Below are 16205 nucleotides of genomic sequence, written 5' to 3' on the forward strand. Positions count from 1 at the left end.
AAAGCGAGGTGGGGTTGGCGCGGCGGGAAAGGTCGATAGGGCTGCGGGCTTGGAGTTATTGCAGGCCCTTGCGTCAAGGAAGCGGCCAAACGCTGGCAGAGCCAGCGTTTGACGGATTAACCTTACGGAATACGCAGCACCTGCCCCGGATAGATCTTGTCAGGATCCTTCAGCTGCGGCTTGTTTGCCTCGAAGATCTGCGGGTATTTCGACGCATCGCCGTAGTGCTCCTTCGCGATCTTTCCCAGGGTGTCGCCGGCCTTCACCGTATACATGCGCGAGGCGGCGCCCGGAGCGGCGACGGTGATCGCATCGTCCACCGCTTTCACGCCCTGGATATTGCCGGCCGCCAGGATCAGGCGTTCCTTGTCGGCCTGGGTCTTTGCGTTGCCGCTGACCTTGACCGTGCCTTCGATCCACTGCACATCCACATCCGAAACGCCGATTTCCTTCTCGATATGCGATCGGATCTGGCGTCCGGCGTCGGCCGGATTGGCGACGGCATCGAGCACCTTCGCTCCGGCGTCTTTGACGAATTCCAGCAGGCTCATGTCGAATCCCTCGCGTTGTGAACGGGCGATGCCGCCAGGCGGCGCAGCGACGATACACCTTTCCGCCTTGGAAGGGCGTCAAGTGCGGGCCGTGGATGGAGCTGCCGGAAGGTCCGGGCGGGCCCGGGCACACGGTCAGTTCACAAGACTGCGTAGAACACAGTTCTCTAGGAGCGCAACGAAACCGACAATGCGCGGCCCGGGAATACGCCCCGGTTTGCTGACGCGCACCCGGACGGCATCCTGATGAGCCGACACTCCGAGCCTGCTACATCGTGCCAGTCCGATTCTGTCTTCGTTCCAGCACGTCCGCGTTCCAGCACGTCCGCGTTCCAGCACGTCCGCGTTCCAGCACGTTAGACATGCTACGCGCTTCGTAGCTGTGGTTAACCCGAAGGGTGACCCGGGACGAATCACGCCGCACCGTTCAATCGGGCCAATGGGCATAGGATGGGTGGAGCCTGCAGGCTGGGCAACGCGCGTCGAGACCCGGGTTGGCAATAGGAATTTCAGCGCAGGGAAACGCGCGGCTCAGGACGCCGGCAGCCTCAAGCAATAATCAAGGGGATTCAAGAAGTAAACGCTGAATCTTCCAACCGTCGCCTCACGGCGATGCTGCGCTGAGCCGCGTAACGTAGCCGTGGCCTCGCGGGTTCGTCAAGGCCTGACACTGCCCGCAGTGATCGCGGCGCGCGAAGAACTTTTGCTCCGGCTGATGGCACAACGTGTACCGCCGAAGAGTCGACCTCGGCGATCGCACGCATCGCGACCACGGCCCGGATCGCGGGCCAGCCTGCGCGGCGGTGTCGTTGTTGGATGTGGGGTGCAGTGGACATGTGCGTAAGCAACACTCCACCGCGGCTCACCAATCCGTCGGCCGGTAATCCTTCAGAAACTGCCCCCATACGTGTTCGCCGGTGTTGATGCCGGCGATGATCGGATCGACGATGCGCGCGGCGCCGTCGACGATATCCAGCGGTGGGTGGAAGCGTTCTTCGATGGTCTTGCGGGCGGCGATTTCGACGGGATCTTCGTCGGTCACCCAGCCGGTATCCACGCTGTTCATGTGGATGCCGTCGTTGTGGTAATCCGTTGCCGAGGTGCGCGTCATCATGTTGAGCGCGGCCTTGGCCATGTTGGTGTGCGGATGGCGGGTGGTCTTGAAGTTGCGGTAGAACTGGCCTTCCATCGCCGACACATTGACGATGTGCTTTTCGCGGCCGGGTGTGCGCAACATCAATGGCTTGAGCCGTGCATTGATGATGAACGGCGCGATGGCATTGATCAGTTGCACCTCGAGCAGTTCCACCGACGGCACTTCATCCATCTGCATGCGCCAGGAATTGCGTCCGCGCAGGTCGATCTGCTGCAGATCCTGGTCCAGGCGGCCTTCGGGGAAGAGGTGCGACTGGGCCACAAATTCATCCGGCAGCAGGGGCACCTGGGACAGTCGCGCGGAATCGAGCACGCGCGATTGTGCGTTCTGCAGCGAAGGATTCAGGCCGGCCAGTGCGGCGATGGCGGTGTCACTTGAGGCTGTGCTGGAATCCGGCAGGATGTCGTAGCTGCGCACGCCGGTATAGCTGCCGAGGATCTTCTGCACGCTTTCCGGTGCGTCGTGCAAGGCCGAGGTTTCGCTCGCCATCATGTGCGCGTAGAAGTCCGGCGGACGGCGCACGGTCTGGCAGGCATTGTTGATGATGAAGTCCAGGCGTTGGCGCGTGGCGAGCACGTGCTGGCAGAACGCTTCAACGCTGGGCGTATGGCGCAGGTCGAGGCCGAAGATTTCCAGCCGATGGCCCCACTCGGCGAAATCCGGCTCCTGCGCGTAGCGGGCGGCCGAGTCGCGCGGAAAACGCGTGGTGACAATCAGCTCGGCGCCAGCACGCAGCAGCTTCAGGCCAGCCTGGTAGCCGATCTTCACGCGGCCGCCGGTCAACAGGGCCACGCGGCCGCGCAGGTCGGCGAGCTCGGTGCGCTTGGTGAAATTGAATGCAGCGCAGGTCGGGCAGAGTTGGTCGTAGAAATGGTGGATCAGCGAATACTTCTGCTTGCAGACGTAGCAGTGCTGCGGCTGGATCGACTCGCGTGGTTCCTCAACCTCGCCGAGCGAATCCTGCGGGTCGAAGTTCTCGGGGGGAACACGTTCGGCGTGGTGAAGACCGGCTTGCGCCGCAGCACGCGAATGCCGGTTTCGTGCAGGACAGCGTCGTCGCTGCGAATCTGCGCCTTGCTGCGTTCCTTGGCGGCCGCCTTGCGGCGTTGCCGGCGGGCAACCGGGTCGGGGATGAAGATCTGTCCCGCCATCTCGTGCAGACGCTGGCGATCTTCGGCCGGCAATTTCTCCAGCAGGGCGTGGTTGTTTGCCAGTAGTTCCAGCACAGACACGGCCCCGCGCACGCGTTCCAGCAAGTCGCGGTCGTCGATTGCGGCGGCGGGGGATGGTGCAGTCGTATTCACAGCAGGAAATCCGTAATGGGTGAGCGGCAGGCCGTCGGTCATCGCAGGCGGGGGGCGGTTTCACCAGCCTGTCCTGCCGGACCGGCGGCCGAGGGGCGAACCCGATAGTGTGAGGCATTTTCACCCGAAAGGGGCGATGGCGCAGCAACGCCGCCCGCCGGATTGCAACCCGTAACCATCGGCGCCAGAGGCTGGCGCCGCGTCACGCCAAAGGGAGAATCTCACGAGTATTCAATAATTTGCCGGGAATTGTTGATCATCGGGCTGTTGCACTTCAGGTGTGGCGCCCTTCCCTGGGGGCAGTGTCACGACGCGCGGAAATGGCTCGCGGCTGTACTCCATCACCCAGTTGGTTTCCCAGGTCTTGCCGCCATCGCCGGAGAAGGCTTGCTCCCACCGGGCGCTGGCTGCGGTGATGTCCTTCCAGGTGTAGCGCGTCAGGATGGCGCGGCCATCGAGCTGGTCCGGGCCTTCGAATACGCCGACGCCATCGCTGAAGCGGCCGAGCAGCGGGGGAGTCATGGCGCCTTGCCGGTACCAGTAGGCGCGCCACTGGCGGTGGTCAGGGTCGTAGATCTGCAGGGCAAGGCCGAGGAAATCCGGCCGGCCCTCGATCCGATAGTCGTCGGCAACGCCCAGCCCGCCGGGTAGCAGGACACCATCGTGAACGGAGTAGAACGCCTCCCACTGGTCAGACTGCTGCAGGGGGCGTACCAAGCGGCGGGTATGCGCGTACCAGCGGCCGACCAGGAAATCGAAATCATGACGTCCGTCGGCGTGGACTGTGCCGGGCGGCCCGGCGTTGGCGGCGTGAACGGGCTCCGGTGCGGCCGCAGCCAGAGGCGATGCCAGTCCAACGGCGAACAGCGATTTCACAAAGCGAGTGTGGAGCAGCGGACGCATAGCACTTCCTTCGAGGTGAGATGTGCGCACGCTAGGTCGCATTCCGGTCGGTATCCGCCCTGTTTGCAGGAGGCGCTCGACAGTACCCGTGAGGACGCGCATTTCCGCACAGTGCGATAGCCGCCCACTGGTACCGACGGGCTGACCGTCCGTGAACGCGATTCTCCCGATTCCGGGGCTAGCACCGTATGACAACCCCTCACACGCGGTACCGATGGTCGGATACGTCCGCACGTTGATCGCGTCATCACCGACGGACCGAGAGATCGACGCTAGCCTCGCCGCTAGCCTCGCCCACGCGGCAAACCGCGTGGCGGTACTTCGTTTGCTATCGATGACTGACAAGGAGCGTTCCATGAGCAAAGCCGACGACGAAGGCCGTCGCCGTTTTCTGCGGGCTGCTGGTGGACTGGGCTGCCTTCCGTTCGTTTCGCTCGTCGCGACGGCAGGCAGTACGCCTGCATCGATTCAACGCAGCGCGCGCGGTACGCCGTGGCCCACGTGGCGACGCACCATGGCGGTCAACACCTGGCGCGCCATTCCGTCTGCGAATACCTTGCGCGCGATCAATCCGGCGCGCGATCCCGCGCTCAATCCCGCACTGGCGACCGATCCAGACAACGAACGCGGTCCATGGGGGGGCAACGTCGGGCAGCCCGGCGTCATCCTGCCCTGGTGCGGCGCCTGCTACGACAGCGATAGCGAAACCCTGTGGCTGCCGTTGAGCGGCGGTCATGCGGACTATGCCGGCAACGAGGCGTATGCGATCTGCCTGGCGGATGAAACGCCGCGGTGGCGAATGCCGCGTCCGCCATCGGGCTCGATTCCACTGGGATTGATCAACCTCAACGACGGTCAGGAAGGCACCGGCAACTACGCCGACGGGCGGCCGCGCGCCATTCACAGCTACAACAAGCACGTCTATGTGCCTGGACGCGGTCCCTTCTGCGCCATGCAGGGAAATACCTACTCCAGCGGGCAGGCGGGAACGCCACGCAGCCTGCTGTTGAATCCCCAAAACGGCGAATGGGAAGTACGAGGCTCACACCCGGCGGCGGGCCTGGGTTACGGCGGCTCTGCCTATGACCAGACCCGCGACGCAGTCTGGTGGCTCGGTGGCGGAACAACGCGCCTGAGTCGCTTCAATTTCTCCACCAGCCAGTGGCAAGTGTTCACTTCGGGGTCGGTGGCCAATGTATGGAGCTATCACGCGCTCGTGCACGTGCCGGAGCACGACGTGCTGGTCATGATCAGTGCGCTGCTGCCGCACTCCTTTTCGGTCTGGGATACGACGACGGCGCAAATGCTGCAGCCCGGCTCCAGCAATGCGCTTCCTGCCCACTTGCAACTGGGCGGTCAGGCGGGGGCGTGGGTGCCCTCCCTGAATGCGATAGCCATCTGGCACAACGTGACGCCTGGCACGACCGGCGTCGTCACGTTGCTGCGTGCGCCTGCCAATCCCCGCACGCAACCGTGGACCTGGGACACACTGCCGCTTGCCGCCGGAAACACCGTGGTGCCGACGGTCGCCACCGCCAATGGCACCTACGGCCGGTTCGGCTATTCGCCCGGACTGAACGGGTTCTATGTTCTGAACGGTACGGACCAGCCAGTCTATTTTTACGCACTGAGCGGCGGTGACCTGATTTTCGCGAATGGCTTCGAAGCGCCCCGGTAAGCGTGCAGGACCGGAATAGTCCGCAAAAAAATCGGGGCCCATCCGGGCCCCGATTCGTCACGATCAATAGTGATCAGTGGCCGCTACTTGAAGTGTACCCGGCGACGCATGTAGGTGCCGACACCAGCCAGCAGCGCAACCAGGGCCATCAGCATCTGCCAGGACAAGGCCGGCAGCGGAACGACCGCCTGGACGCCGCCGAAGGTGACGGTGCCATCTGTGCTGGTGGAAGCCAGGTTCGGATTGCCCGCGGTATCCGTGGCCACGCCGGCGGCAATGCTGACGGTCACGGTTCCGTTAGCCGTCATGCCGCTCACTGCCACGTTGTACACGGTCGGCCCACCCGTGACGGTCGCGGTAGTCGCCCCCGCCGTGCCGCCGATGGTGACGTCGCCGGTGGTGAAACCAGTGACGGGTTCACTGAAGGTCACGGTGAAGTTGATCGTCGCGCCAAATGCCGGGTCTGGTTGTCCGACGGCCTGCTCGATCGTGACGCTCGGCGAGGTCACGTCGAATCCGTCGAAGGTGACGGTGTTGTCCACGCTGGTCGAGGCAAGGTTGGCATTGCCGGCACCATCAGTGGCCACGCCCGCGGCAACCGAGGCAGTCACTGTGCCGTTGGTCGTCATGCCACTGACGGCGACATTGAACACCGTCGGGCCGCCCGTCACTGTCGCCGTCGTCGCACCCGCCGTGCCGCCGAGGGTGACGTCGCCCGTGGCGAAGTCCGCCGTGGGTTCGCTGAAGGTCACGGTGAAGTTGATCGGAGAGGTGGCCGTCGGGTCTGCCTGGCCAACAGCCTGTTCGACCGTCACCGTGGGCGGCGTCAGATCGAAGCCGTCGAACGTGACGGTGTTGTCCACGCTGGTGGAGGCGAGGTTGGCATTGCCCGCACCGTCGGTGGCCACGCCAGCGGCAACCGAGGCGGTCACCGTACCGTTGGTCGTCATGCCACTCACGGCGACGTTGAAGACCGTCGGGCCGCCCGTCACCGTCGCTGTCGTCGCACCCGCCGTGCCGCCGAGGGTGACGTCGCCCGTGGCGAAGTCGGCCGTGGGTTCGTTGAAGGTCACGGTGAAGTTGATTGGCGAGGTGGACGTCGGGTCTGCCTGGCCAACAGCCTGTTCGACCGTCACGGTGGGTGGCGTCAGGTCGAAGCCGTTGAAGGTGACGGTGTTGTCTGTGCTGGTGGAAGCGAGATTGCCGTTGCCCGCCGCGTCGGTGGCAACACCCGCGCCGACCGAAGCGGTCACCGTGCCGTTGGTCGTCATGCCGCTGACCGCGACGTTGAATACGGTCGGTCCGCCGGTCACCGAGGCGGTGGTCGCGCCCGCTGTACCGCCCAGCGTGACATCACCCGTGGCGAAATTGGCTGTGGCTTCACTGAAAGTGACGGTGAAATTGATGGGTGACGTGCCCGTCGGATCAGCTTGGCCGACGGCCTGCTCGACCGTAACCGTGGGCGGCGTCGTATCCGCGCCGGTGAAGGTGACAGTGTTGTCGGTGCTGGTGGAAGCCACGCTGGCATTGCCCAGGGCATCGGTACCCGCGGCCGCGTTGACGCTGGCCGTTACCGTGCCATTGGCGGTCATGCCGCTGACGGCAATGTTGTAGGTGGTACCGCTTCCCGTCACGAAGGCTGTCGTGGGCAGGGCAGTTCCGCCGAGGGTGACGCTGGCATTCGTGAATCCGGTGACCGCCTCGCTGAAGACCACCGCGAAGTTGATCGGCGATGCGGCCGTCGGATCCGCCTGCGCGCCGTCTTGCTCAACGGTCACTGTTGGCGATTCGCGATCAACGTCGTAGACCTCGCCAGTGAGGAAGTCACCGTTGTCGACACCGGGCCCACCCAAGGGCTCGTTGCCCGTCGTGCCCGTGATCGTATTGTTGTCTTGCAGATCCAACCGCAGGGTGCCCGCACCCGTACCCGTGTTCACCGTGACCGTGCGCGTGGCGCCCGTACCGGTGACGCTGCCGACGGACGCGCCGGCCAGCGAGCCCGTGGTCGTAATGGCGAAGTCGGCGGCGTCCACATTGTCGACGCTTTCGCTGAAGGTCACCGTGTAGTCGACGGTGGCGGAACCGGTCGGCGTGGGATTGACCCGAACGATCGAACTGACGAACGGACAGGTGTCGGTACACCCCTCGTAGTAGGTGAACCCACCACCTGTCGGCAGACCTTCCGCGATGATGCCGAACTTGAAGGTACCCGTCTGCTGGATACCGAAGAGGAAGCGCACATCGATACTGGCGCCGTTGGCCAGAGGAGTAGCCAGCGTGACGGTGCCCGCACTCATCGTGCTGTCGAAACCACCGCCATTGGGTTGCGATGGGGGTTGTTCCAGTGTCGTGCCATTGACGGTGACGTTGCTGGTGCCGGACCCGCATGGCGGGCGATCTACCGTGACAACGACGGCCGTCGAGGTGCGTGGGCGCAAGTCAGAAATGCCGGACGGCGCCGGAAAGGTCGTGAGATCGACAATGCGGAAGCGCAGCCGGGTCTGGTTGCCACCGGTGTTGTTGGTATAGGTGTAGCGGACATCCAGTGTGCCAAATGTGGAATTGTTGGCTGGGTCGCTGGTGAAATCGCGCACGATATTCGGCGGCGATTGCTGTCCGACGCAGCTGTCCAGCACCGCGGCAGTGTTGCCGCCCTGGTTCAACGGCGAGGAAAGGTTTTCCGGGCTGGGCGCACCCAGCCGCTGGCCGGCACCTGCACTGGTGCCGTTGGTGTCGACGAAAACGAAATCTGCCGCGTTATTGTTGGTGTCCGCGACGGCATTGGGCGATGGGCAGGTCGCGAACGTGGTGATGCTGCCGCCCTTGCCGCAGAGATCGCGATAGAACGCGTAGTCGATCGAGAAGGGCGTCAGCGCCGGATAGCCGGTACCTTCCTTGTAGAGCGTGTTGGCCTCGCTGGTGGAACCAACCGCATCCATTCGATTGGCAAGGGTGAAGTCGACTGCGACACTGGTATTGAAGAGCGCGATGCCGGCGTTGTCCGGAATGTCGGTGGTATAGGTCGCATCGCCCGTGGCCGTGGTGCCGTTGCCAGCGGGATAAGACGCCAGCGAATAGCCGACGGAATTGACGGCCAGATAATGGCCCTTGTTTGGAATGACCGTGCCGTTGGGAATGACCGCGCGGGCGACGCCGTCAGACGCGGCGATCGCATAGCCCGTACCGCCGCCCGCGACAGTGTGGTCCGCGCCGCTAATGTTCTGGACCTCGATGAATTCATCGTTGGCCCCGTTAGGGCCGCGGACGCGGAACTCGCTGATGATGAGCTGTCCGCTGGCTTGACTGGCCGCCAGGATGGCGAGCACCGCGGAACCCAAACGCCACATCCTTCCACCTGCCATGATCATCTCCTGGCGGCAGTAGCCGCTGTCGTCGATCGAATCGGGGGCGTACTTCGAGGGCTTGCGTCGGACGGGGAATATAAGCGGACGAACGGAATTGGTCTATGCCCGGACGGACTTGCAGCGATCCTGTCGAGACCGCTATGACCCGCACGCCGGCACCGCCGCAGCCATCACCACTGCCGTAGAATGCCGCCCCCGGTAGCGGACACATCCATGGCTCTCAAAGCGACCATCTACAAAGCCGAACTGCAGATCAGCGACATGGATCGGCACTACTACGCGACCCATTCGCTGACACTGGCCCAGCATCCTTCTGAAACCGACGAGCGCCTGATGGCGCGTCTGGTGGCGTTCGCCTTGTTCGCGGACGAACGCCTGGAGTTCGGCCGTGGACTGTCCACGGATGATGAGCCGGACCTCTGGAGACGTGAGCTGGATGGCACGATCACCCAATGGATCGAAATGGGGCAGCCGGACGAGTCACGGCTTCGCCGAGCCAGCGGGCGCGCCGACGAAGTGGTGGTGGTCACCTATGGCGGACGCGCGGCGGATCTGTGGTGGGAGAAGAATTCAGCCGGTTTGTCGCGCCTGAGGAATCTGTCCGTCGTCAGCATCAGCACCGGGGACCTTGCTGCGTTGGGCAGCCTGCTTTCGCGCACGATGCGCTTGCAATGCCTGGTCCAGGACGGGCAGGTCCAGCTGCTCAGCGATACGGCTTCGATAACCCTTCAGCCCCGGCGGCGCACTTCTCCCGGCAACTGACGACGCACCGGCATGAAGCCGCTTGTCCACGCCGTCCAGGCGAACATCGCCTCGCTGCGCGTCGACGCCATTGTCAACGCCGCCAATTCGTCGCTACTGGGCGGAGGCGGGGTGGATGGTGCGATTCACCGGGCAGCAGGCCCTGAGCTGGTGCACGAATGCCGGCTGCTCGGCGGCTGCAAGACGGGCGAGGCGAAGATCACCAAAGGCTATCGGCTGCCGGCACGGTACATCATTCACACGGTAGGCCCCGTATGGCGCGGTGGCACGAGCGGCGAGCCTGCCTTGCTCGCATCGTGCTACCGGCAATCCCTGGCGCTGGCGGTCAAGCACGAACTGGTATCGGTCGCGTTTCCCAGCATCAGCACAGGCATATTCGGTTACCCCATTGCGTTGGCAGCGGCTGTCGCGGTGGACACCATTCGCACGGCGTTGCCAACACTCGGCAGTGTCCCGGAGATCGTCTTCTGCTGTTTCACTGCCGCTGATCTATCGGTGTATGAGCGCATGCTGGGCGATAGCGCGTCCTAGTCCGAGGGCAGGCGCGGCATGGCGGCGCTAAAAGTCCACGTATCTGGCCCAGCGCATGCCGACGTAGCCCAGGCCTGCAAACACCACCACCGATGAGACGATGCCTTCGGCGGTCCACCGCCAGAAGAGCGCAAGAATGAGCCCGGCAAGGGCGCTCAGCCCGACGCGAAGCATCGTGTTGTTTCCGACGCTGACGCTAGCCTCCGAATCGAATGCATAGATGGCGCCGAGCAGCATGCCGACGCACCCGAAACTGATCGCCAGTGGCAGCAGTGTCGATTGCGAACGGCCTTCACTCAACGATAGCCAAGCGGCATATAGACCAAGCCCGACGGCGGTGCCGGCGATCCACAGAATGGCCTGCAGGGCACGCCTGGTACTGCTGCGCAGTGCGACACGCTCCGCGACAGGTCTGTTCCGTCGTCGCACGGCGATACGCCGAGAAGTTCGGCAGTTCTTGTGTTTCATTTCAACGTTGCGGTGGTACCGGGTCATTGGCTAACGCGCGTGGGGACGTCGCGTTGACGTTGAGTGCTGGCAAACGTGGGGGCGAGTACCGTCGGCGGGTCAGACGGATCCGCGTTCTAGCCCGCGTGTCAGATTTAGTAATAAAGGTGCACCTTTGCTTGCTTCTGCCGTGAGGCGGCATCTACCTCGCCGGTTCGACAATGCACTTCGGCGAGTCCTCCCGGACGAGTATTGCGAAGTTGCCCTACGACGCCGACACCATTTTCCGCAACGGATTTCAGTGACACGGGGCTTGTGTATTCGCGTTCCAGCGCGATCGAGGTTGTACACGACCAGATCAACTTCGGTCGCGTCGACCGATGACTCGTAGACGCCTCATGGCGGACAAACAGCCCGCTGCCGGGTGGGCAGCGGGCTGCGGATTCCAGCGAAATAGCGCCCGATCGACAGCGTCGCGTGCATGAGCAAGATCTGCTGCGTCGTATCCGTCGTGCGTAGGCGAACTGTCCAGACGATGCCAGGTTACCGCCCAGCCGATTGACTCACTGCCAGTCCAGATAGTTGTCCGGCGCATCGTGGCGATCCCACCGCAGGGCCGTGGTGCCATCCGGGGCGATCAGCCCGGTCGCAATTTCTGGCCCGCATCCAGGGCGGAATCGAACAGCGCCGTCGCATCCGCTACGCGTTTGTTCGAGGCGCGTCTGCACAATGCTGCGTGCTGCTCGGGGTGTAGCGGTGTGAGTTCCGGCGCAGAAGCCACCAGGGAAGTGCCGTGTCGATGCGCGGCAGTGGGCTTGGAGAACGCCTGCTATCGGATCCCGTGTCCACGGTGGCAAGCGGGGCTCTATCGCGGCCCCGGAACAGGCTGAATCGATATAAGGCGGTGAAAATCGGCGGGATCGCTGGGAAAATTCCCGGCCGGGAGTTTATTCGGCCTGGACTGCTGAAAGCCAGGCGATGTGCTTTGCGGAAAATGGGGTGGAACTGCCGGATTTTTTCGCGCGCTTAATATCTTGTTTTTGAATGTATTTATGGTTTCTGGCCGGATGTTCGCGCGGCTGGCTGCAGATTCACCGGCTCTCGGACACTCCAGCTGGTGCCCTTGGCAGATGTCCTGTGCGCAAGCCCATTCATCCGGGCGAGGACGCGCAATCCAGGTTTGCTATTCGCCCGAAAGGCGCGGCTCAGCGGGTTGCCGAGGCGAGGGCAACAGCCAATTTTCACTTTAAATTTCCGGGCGCGGCGACTAATGTTGCCGGCTGGCAAATCGCAGGGGGGCATTTTGATGACGGCGTTCGTATTTCCTGGCCAAGGATCGCAGGCGCGAGGGATGGGCGGAGAGCTCTTTGACCTCAAGGAATACTGTGCAGTCGAGCGCGATGTCGATGCGCTGCTGGGCTATTCGTTGCGGAGACTGTGCCTGGACGATCCGGAAAATCGTCTCAAGGAGACACAGTACACGCAGCCGAGTCTCTACGTCGTCAATTCCCTGCATGTGTTCAAGGCCGTCGTCGACGGCGCCCGGCCTACCCATGTCGCCGGCCACAGCCTTGGTGAATACAATGCCCTGTGTGCCGCCGGCGTATTCGACTTCATGACCGGCCTGCGCCTGGTCAAGATGCGCGGCGAGCTGATGGCACAGGCCAAGGACGGGGGAATGGGCGCGGTCATCGGGCTGGATCGCGACACGATTGCGGCGGTCGTGCGCGACAGCGGACTGGCTGGCGTCGACGTTGCCAACTTCAATTCTCCGGTGCAGACCGTGATTTCCGGCCCGGTTGCCGAAATCGCCCGCGCCGGCCAGCTGCTCGAGCAGGCGGGGGCGCGCATGTATATGCCGTTGCCGGTCAGCGCGGCGTTTCATTCGCGCTACATGCGCGAGTTCGCTGATCAGTTCGAGGAATTTCTGCGTCCGTTCTCCTTCGCGCCGCCGCGGATACCGGTTATTTCGAACGTCACCGCGGAGCCGTACCCGGCCGATAGCGAGTCGATCAAATCGCTGTTGGTGCGGCAGATCACCCAGTCGGTCGAATGGACGCGGAGCATCCGCTGGTTGCTCGCCCAGGGCGTGACGGATATCCGTGAAGTCGGCCCTGGAAAGGTATTGACCCGACTGGTGCAGCAGATCCAGCAGGATCCCGCCCGCTAGCAAGGAGCATTGCCGTACAACCTGGACGTTTCCTCAGCGCGAGGCCGCAATGAGCGTGATACTTGATTGGGCAGCCGCTGCTGCCGCCGGCGCCGCGCATGCCGGGGGCAAAGGCTGGCACCTTGGCATGCTGTCCGAGTTCGGCATTCCCGTGCCGCCGGGCTTTGTCGTCGACTCTGCCGCGTTGGCCGGACGCCATCGCGGCGAAGTGTTGAATGAGGCGCTGGTCGCCTCGCTGGTCGATGCGTTGGACGTGCGCGGCTGGAACGACGTGCCGCTTGCGGTCCGATCGTCCGCGGCGAGCGAAGATTCGACGCGCACTTCGTTTGCGGGCGTCTATAAAACCCACCTCCATGTGCGCGGAATGCCCGACCTGGTGCACGCTGTGCAAGCGGTCCTGGATTCGTACTGGAGCCCGGCCGCTGCGGCGTATCGCGAGCGGTTCGGACTGTCCGACGAAACGGCGCGGATGGCAATCATCGTGATGCCGATGCTGGCGCCGGTAGCGTCGGGCGTGGCCTTTACCTGCGATCCCGTCGCCGGACGCGAAGATCAGCTCATCATTCATGCGAATTGGGGGCTGGGCGACAGTCTGGTCGGCGGGCTCGCCGAAGCCGACGAGTACCGGCTCCAGGTGGGCTACCCGCAGGAAAATCTCTCGCTGGTGGGTCAGACCTGCGGGTCGAAAGCCCGGATGACCGTGCCCCGCGCTGGCGGGGGCACCGAACTGGCGGATACGCCCGATCATCTTGTTTCCCGTGCTGCATTGAGTGCGGCGCAGGCGATCGAGCTTGGCGAGCTTGTCCGCGAGCTGGCGACGACACTGGACTACTCCAGGCCGTTTTACGACGTGGAATGGGTTTGGGACGGGGAAAGGTTCTGGATCGTGCAGGCCAGGCCGATCACGGTGCGCAACCGGCAGACGTATGCGGCGCTCAAGACTCAGCCCACGGTCTGGTCCCGCGGCAATTCCCGCGATGTCGTGCCGGATCCGCTTCCGGCGCTGGACCGCAGCGTGTCGCTGCCGCTGATCAACCATATGCTGACCCGGAGCGCCGCGCGTGCCGGATATGCGACGCTCCCGGGCGTGCAGCGGACCGCCACGCATCACGGCCGTGTCTATTTCGAGACCTCGATACTCCAATGGGAGTCGTTCGACGGCTTTGGCGTGCCGCCGAAGGTATACAACCGCCTGCTGGGCGGACATCAGCCGGAGATCACGGTTCCAGAGCCCACGCTTGGCGACCGGGTGCGGCGTGCGTGGCACGGCATGCGCTTCCTGCAGGCCTGTGTGCGTCCGCGGCTCCAGGCAAGGGCCATACTCGCGGCCGCTCACCAGGCGGCGGCGAACCACCTTGAACAACCCTTGCCCGGCAACCCTCGCGAACTCGCGGAGCGGCTGCGTGCACGCGTCATGGCCACGCGCACCAACGACGATCTCCTGCTGTTGCAAGCGGCCGGCAGCGCGATGCTGGTACTGCTCGACTTGCTGGAAGGACACTTCCCGGGAGAAGGCGGCGCCCGCGCTGCCTCGCTCATGAGCGGTGGCGAACCCAGTGTGACGGCGGCGCAGGGGCATGCGCTCGTACAGTTGGCGCAGATCGCCGCCGCAGATCCTGTTGCGCTTGCGTGGCTGCAGTCGCCGCAGCGCGACGGACGGGAATGGCGTCAACGGCTGGGTCGCGATAGCGCGTTTGGTCATGGCCTCGAAGCATTCTTGCAGCGATATGGCCACCGTGCTGTCTACGAAAGCTACCTCCAGCATCCGCGATGGCGGGAGGATCCCGGCTTCATCCTGGATGCTGTCGCTTCCTTGATCGACGGTGGTGTTGAACCCGGTCGCGAATCGGTCTCCAACGGCAACGCGGCGCGGGAGCGCGTTCTCGCGCAATTGCCGATCTGGGACCGGCCGCTTGTTCCATGGCTGGTGAAAATGGCAATCGCCGAACGCAACATGCGTGAGGGCGCGCGCAGCGCATTGACGGCCCAGTTGGGTGTCATGCGGCGGATTGTCACGGCGCTGGCTGACCAGTGCGTCGCTGCCGGGCATCTGGAGTCGGCAAATGACGTGTTCCACCTCACCTGGATGGAGTTGCAGGCGCTGGCAGAGGGGCGACTGGCCGCGCAACACGCCATGCAGCGCGTTCGCCTGCGTCGTCGTCAATTCGCTGCATTTGCGGCCGCCGACGCGCCCGACGTCATTCTGGAATCCGGTGGTTCGCTGTCTGCGAGCCGCCCTGCCGCGCGGACCGCGACGCCGGGCGCTGAGGAATGGCAGGGGGTCGTGGTCGCCAGTGGCTTTGCAAAAGGCGCCGCGGTGCTTGCTCATCACCCCGGCGAAGCACTGAATCTGGCGGCCGGTTCCGTCCTCGTGGCGCCCGCCACCGATCCCTCATGGACGCCGGCCTTTTTCAAGGCAAGCGCCATCGTGATGGAAACGGGAGGCTATCTCTCTCACGGCGCAATTGTTGCCCGCGAACTGGGGATTCCGGCAGTCGCGAATGTCCCCGGGATTCTCGGGGCATTGAAGAGCGGCGATGACCTGGAAGTTGACGCGAACCAGGGCCTGGTCAGGCGTGTGGCCCCGGGCTCCTGAATGCGCTTCGATCTGGGGTTCGCGTCGTTTCGCCGGGGGGCGCGCCCTCCGGGGCTCCCGGGGGCATCGCGTTGCCGCACTCGGGACTGACGCCGCTCCCGGGAAGGGCGCAGGCGCAGGAGGGGTGTAGCCGCTATACTCGGGGTTTGGCGAACAAGGGTTGATGACTCAGCCAAGGTCGCCTCAGTCCATACGCATTCGAATAAGTGAGGGGGTCGGCATGCGTGCTCGTGTGATATCAGGTTTCCGGTATACGGGGATTTTCCCGATGCCAGGTGCTGCGGAAAACCTCGTCACACAGGGGAAGGGCGCAGCGTAGAAGCCCCGTCGGCGACAGAGGCCGGCGTCGGGCGAAAGCCCAACGACCTCCGCCAGCGACCAGACCTTGCTGTCACGAAGACTTGGTCATCGCAATCTCGCCGAACGGCCGGCATCCAGCGAGTCCGCATCTCCCGCCAGGCGCTCCGCCACGAGCTGACGGGGAGGAAGCCGGACAGGCACTCGCCGGAACTGAATCCGAATAAGTCACTCAACGCCATCCCGGGTCTGCGGTGCACGCGAGCGTGCGGCCGTGCGATGCGTTGATCAGCGGTCGTGTCAAAACGCGTAGAACCGGGTGGCTGGCGGTCTGACGTCGGGGGAAACGGGCTTTGGATGCCCGGAATGCAGCATGTAGTGCGGATTGCTCACGCGTCCGTCGTGAGCCTGGCCCACTACTGGACCAATTGTTAGGGAAGTGAAG

General features: G+C 64.0%; 9 protein-coding genes and 1 pseudogene. 5 read left to right on the plus strand and 5 right to left on the minus strand.

Annotated elements, in window-relative coordinates:
* Window positions 1-122: 122 nt before the first annotated feature.
* The 3 genes and pseudogenes from lysM to N4264_RS14235 form a co-directional block, all read right to left on the minus strand.
* Complete coding sequence (gene lysM / locus N4264_RS14225) at window positions 123-551, minus strand: peptidoglycan-binding protein LysM (RefSeq protein WP_261692912.1); 429 nt, start codon at window positions 549-551, stop codon at window positions 123-125.
* Between the two features lie 862 nt (window positions 552-1413).
* Window positions 1414-3011: pseudogene (locus tag N4264_RS14230) on the minus strand (SDR family NAD(P)-dependent oxidoreductase).
* A 231-nt stretch (window positions 3012-3242) separates the two neighbouring features.
* Window positions 3243-3914, minus strand: coding sequence for a hypothetical protein (locus N4264_RS14235; RefSeq protein ID WP_261692913.1), 672 nt, complete (start codon window positions 3912-3914; stop codon window positions 3243-3245).
* Between the two features lie 355 nt (window positions 3915-4269).
* Here N4264_RS14235 and N4264_RS14240 point away from each other — a divergent pair, with 355 nt between their 5' ends.
* Complete coding sequence (locus N4264_RS14240; RefSeq protein WP_261692914.1) at window positions 4270-5592, plus strand: hypothetical protein; 1323 nt, start codon at window positions 4270-4272, stop codon at window positions 5590-5592.
* An 83-nt stretch (window positions 5593-5675) separates the two neighbouring features.
* Here the strand turns inward: N4264_RS14240 and N4264_RS14245 are convergent, their stop codons facing one another.
* Window positions 5676-8954 carry a beta strand repeat-containing protein gene (locus N4264_RS14245; protein WP_261692915.1) on the minus strand — a complete coding sequence of 1093 codons (3279 nt, stop codon included), beginning with the start codon at window positions 8952-8954 and terminating at the stop codon, window positions 5676-5678.
* A 216-nt stretch (window positions 8955-9170) separates the two neighbouring features.
* On the opposite strand from N4264_RS14245, the gene N4264_RS14250 reads away from it, so the two are divergent.
* The gene (locus N4264_RS14250) at window positions 9171-9719 is read left to right on the plus strand and encodes a YaeQ family protein (RefSeq protein ID WP_261692916.1); all 549 of its coding nucleotides are present in this window, start codon (window positions 9171-9173) and stop codon (window positions 9717-9719) included.
* 12 nt (window positions 9720-9731) lie between these two features.
* On the plus strand, window positions 9732-10250 hold the full coding sequence (locus N4264_RS14255) for an O-acetyl-ADP-ribose deacetylase (RefSeq protein WP_261692917.1): 519 nt from the start codon (window positions 9732-9734) through the stop codon (window positions 10248-10250).
* A 27-nt stretch (window positions 10251-10277) separates the two neighbouring features.
* On the opposite strand, the gene N4264_RS14260 is transcribed toward N4264_RS14255, so the two are convergent.
* Window positions 10278-10679 carry a hypothetical protein gene (locus tag N4264_RS14260; protein ID WP_261692918.1) on the minus strand — a complete coding sequence of 134 codons (402 nt, stop codon included), beginning with the start codon at window positions 10677-10679 and terminating at the stop codon, window positions 10278-10280.
* A gap of 1324 nt (window positions 10680-12003) precedes the next feature.
* On the opposite strand from N4264_RS14260, the gene fabD reads away from it, so the two are divergent.
* Window positions 12004-12867: an ACP S-malonyltransferase gene (gene fabD / locus N4264_RS14265; RefSeq protein WP_261692919.1), complete on the plus strand. Its 864-nt coding sequence runs from the start codon at window positions 12004-12006 to the stop codon at window positions 12865-12867.
* 127 nt (window positions 12868-12994) lie between these two features.
* Entirely contained in the window at window positions 12995-15463 is a 2469-nt protein-coding gene (locus tag N4264_RS14270; RefSeq protein WP_261697629.1) for a PEP/pyruvate-binding domain-containing protein, read from the plus strand.
* Window positions 15464-16205: the final 742 nt, after the last annotated feature.

Source organism: Tahibacter amnicola (assembly GCF_025398735.1).
GTDB classification, from domain to species: domain Bacteria; phylum Pseudomonadota; class Gammaproteobacteria; order Xanthomonadales; family Rhodanobacteraceae; genus Tahibacter; species Tahibacter amnicola.

Excerpts from the sequence above, each read along its gene's own strand:
- N4264_RS14235 (WP_261692913.1), bottom strand. The coding sequence starts at position 3,914 with ATGCGTCCGCTGCTCCACACTCGCTTTGTGAAATCGCTGTTCGCCGTT.
- N4264_RS14245 (WP_261692915.1), bottom strand. The coding sequence starts at position 8,954 with ATGGCAGGTGGAAGGATGTGGCGTTTGGGTTCCGCGGTGCTCGCCATC.
- N4264_RS14270 (WP_261697629.1), top strand. The coding sequence starts at position 12,995 with ATGCTGTCCGAGTTCGGCATTCCCGTGCCGCCGGGCTTTGTCGTCGAC.
- N4264_RS14255 (WP_261692917.1), top strand. The coding sequence starts at position 9,732 with ATGAAGCCGCTTGTCCACGCCGTCCAGGCGAACATCGCCTCGCTGCGC.
- lysM (WP_261692912.1), bottom strand. The coding sequence starts at position 551 with ATGAGCCTGCTGGAATTCGTCAAAGACGCCGGAGCGAAGGTGCTCGAT.
- N4264_RS14250 (WP_261692916.1), top strand. The coding sequence starts at position 9,171 with ATGGCTCTCAAAGCGACCATCTACAAAGCCGAACTGCAGATCAGCGAC.
- fabD (WP_261692919.1), top strand. The coding sequence starts at position 12,004 with ATGACGGCGTTCGTATTTCCTGGCCAAGGATCGCAGGCGCGAGGGATG.
- N4264_RS14240 (WP_261692914.1), top strand. The coding sequence starts at position 4,270 with ATGAGCAAAGCCGACGACGAAGGCCGTCGCCGTTTTCTGCGGGCTGCT.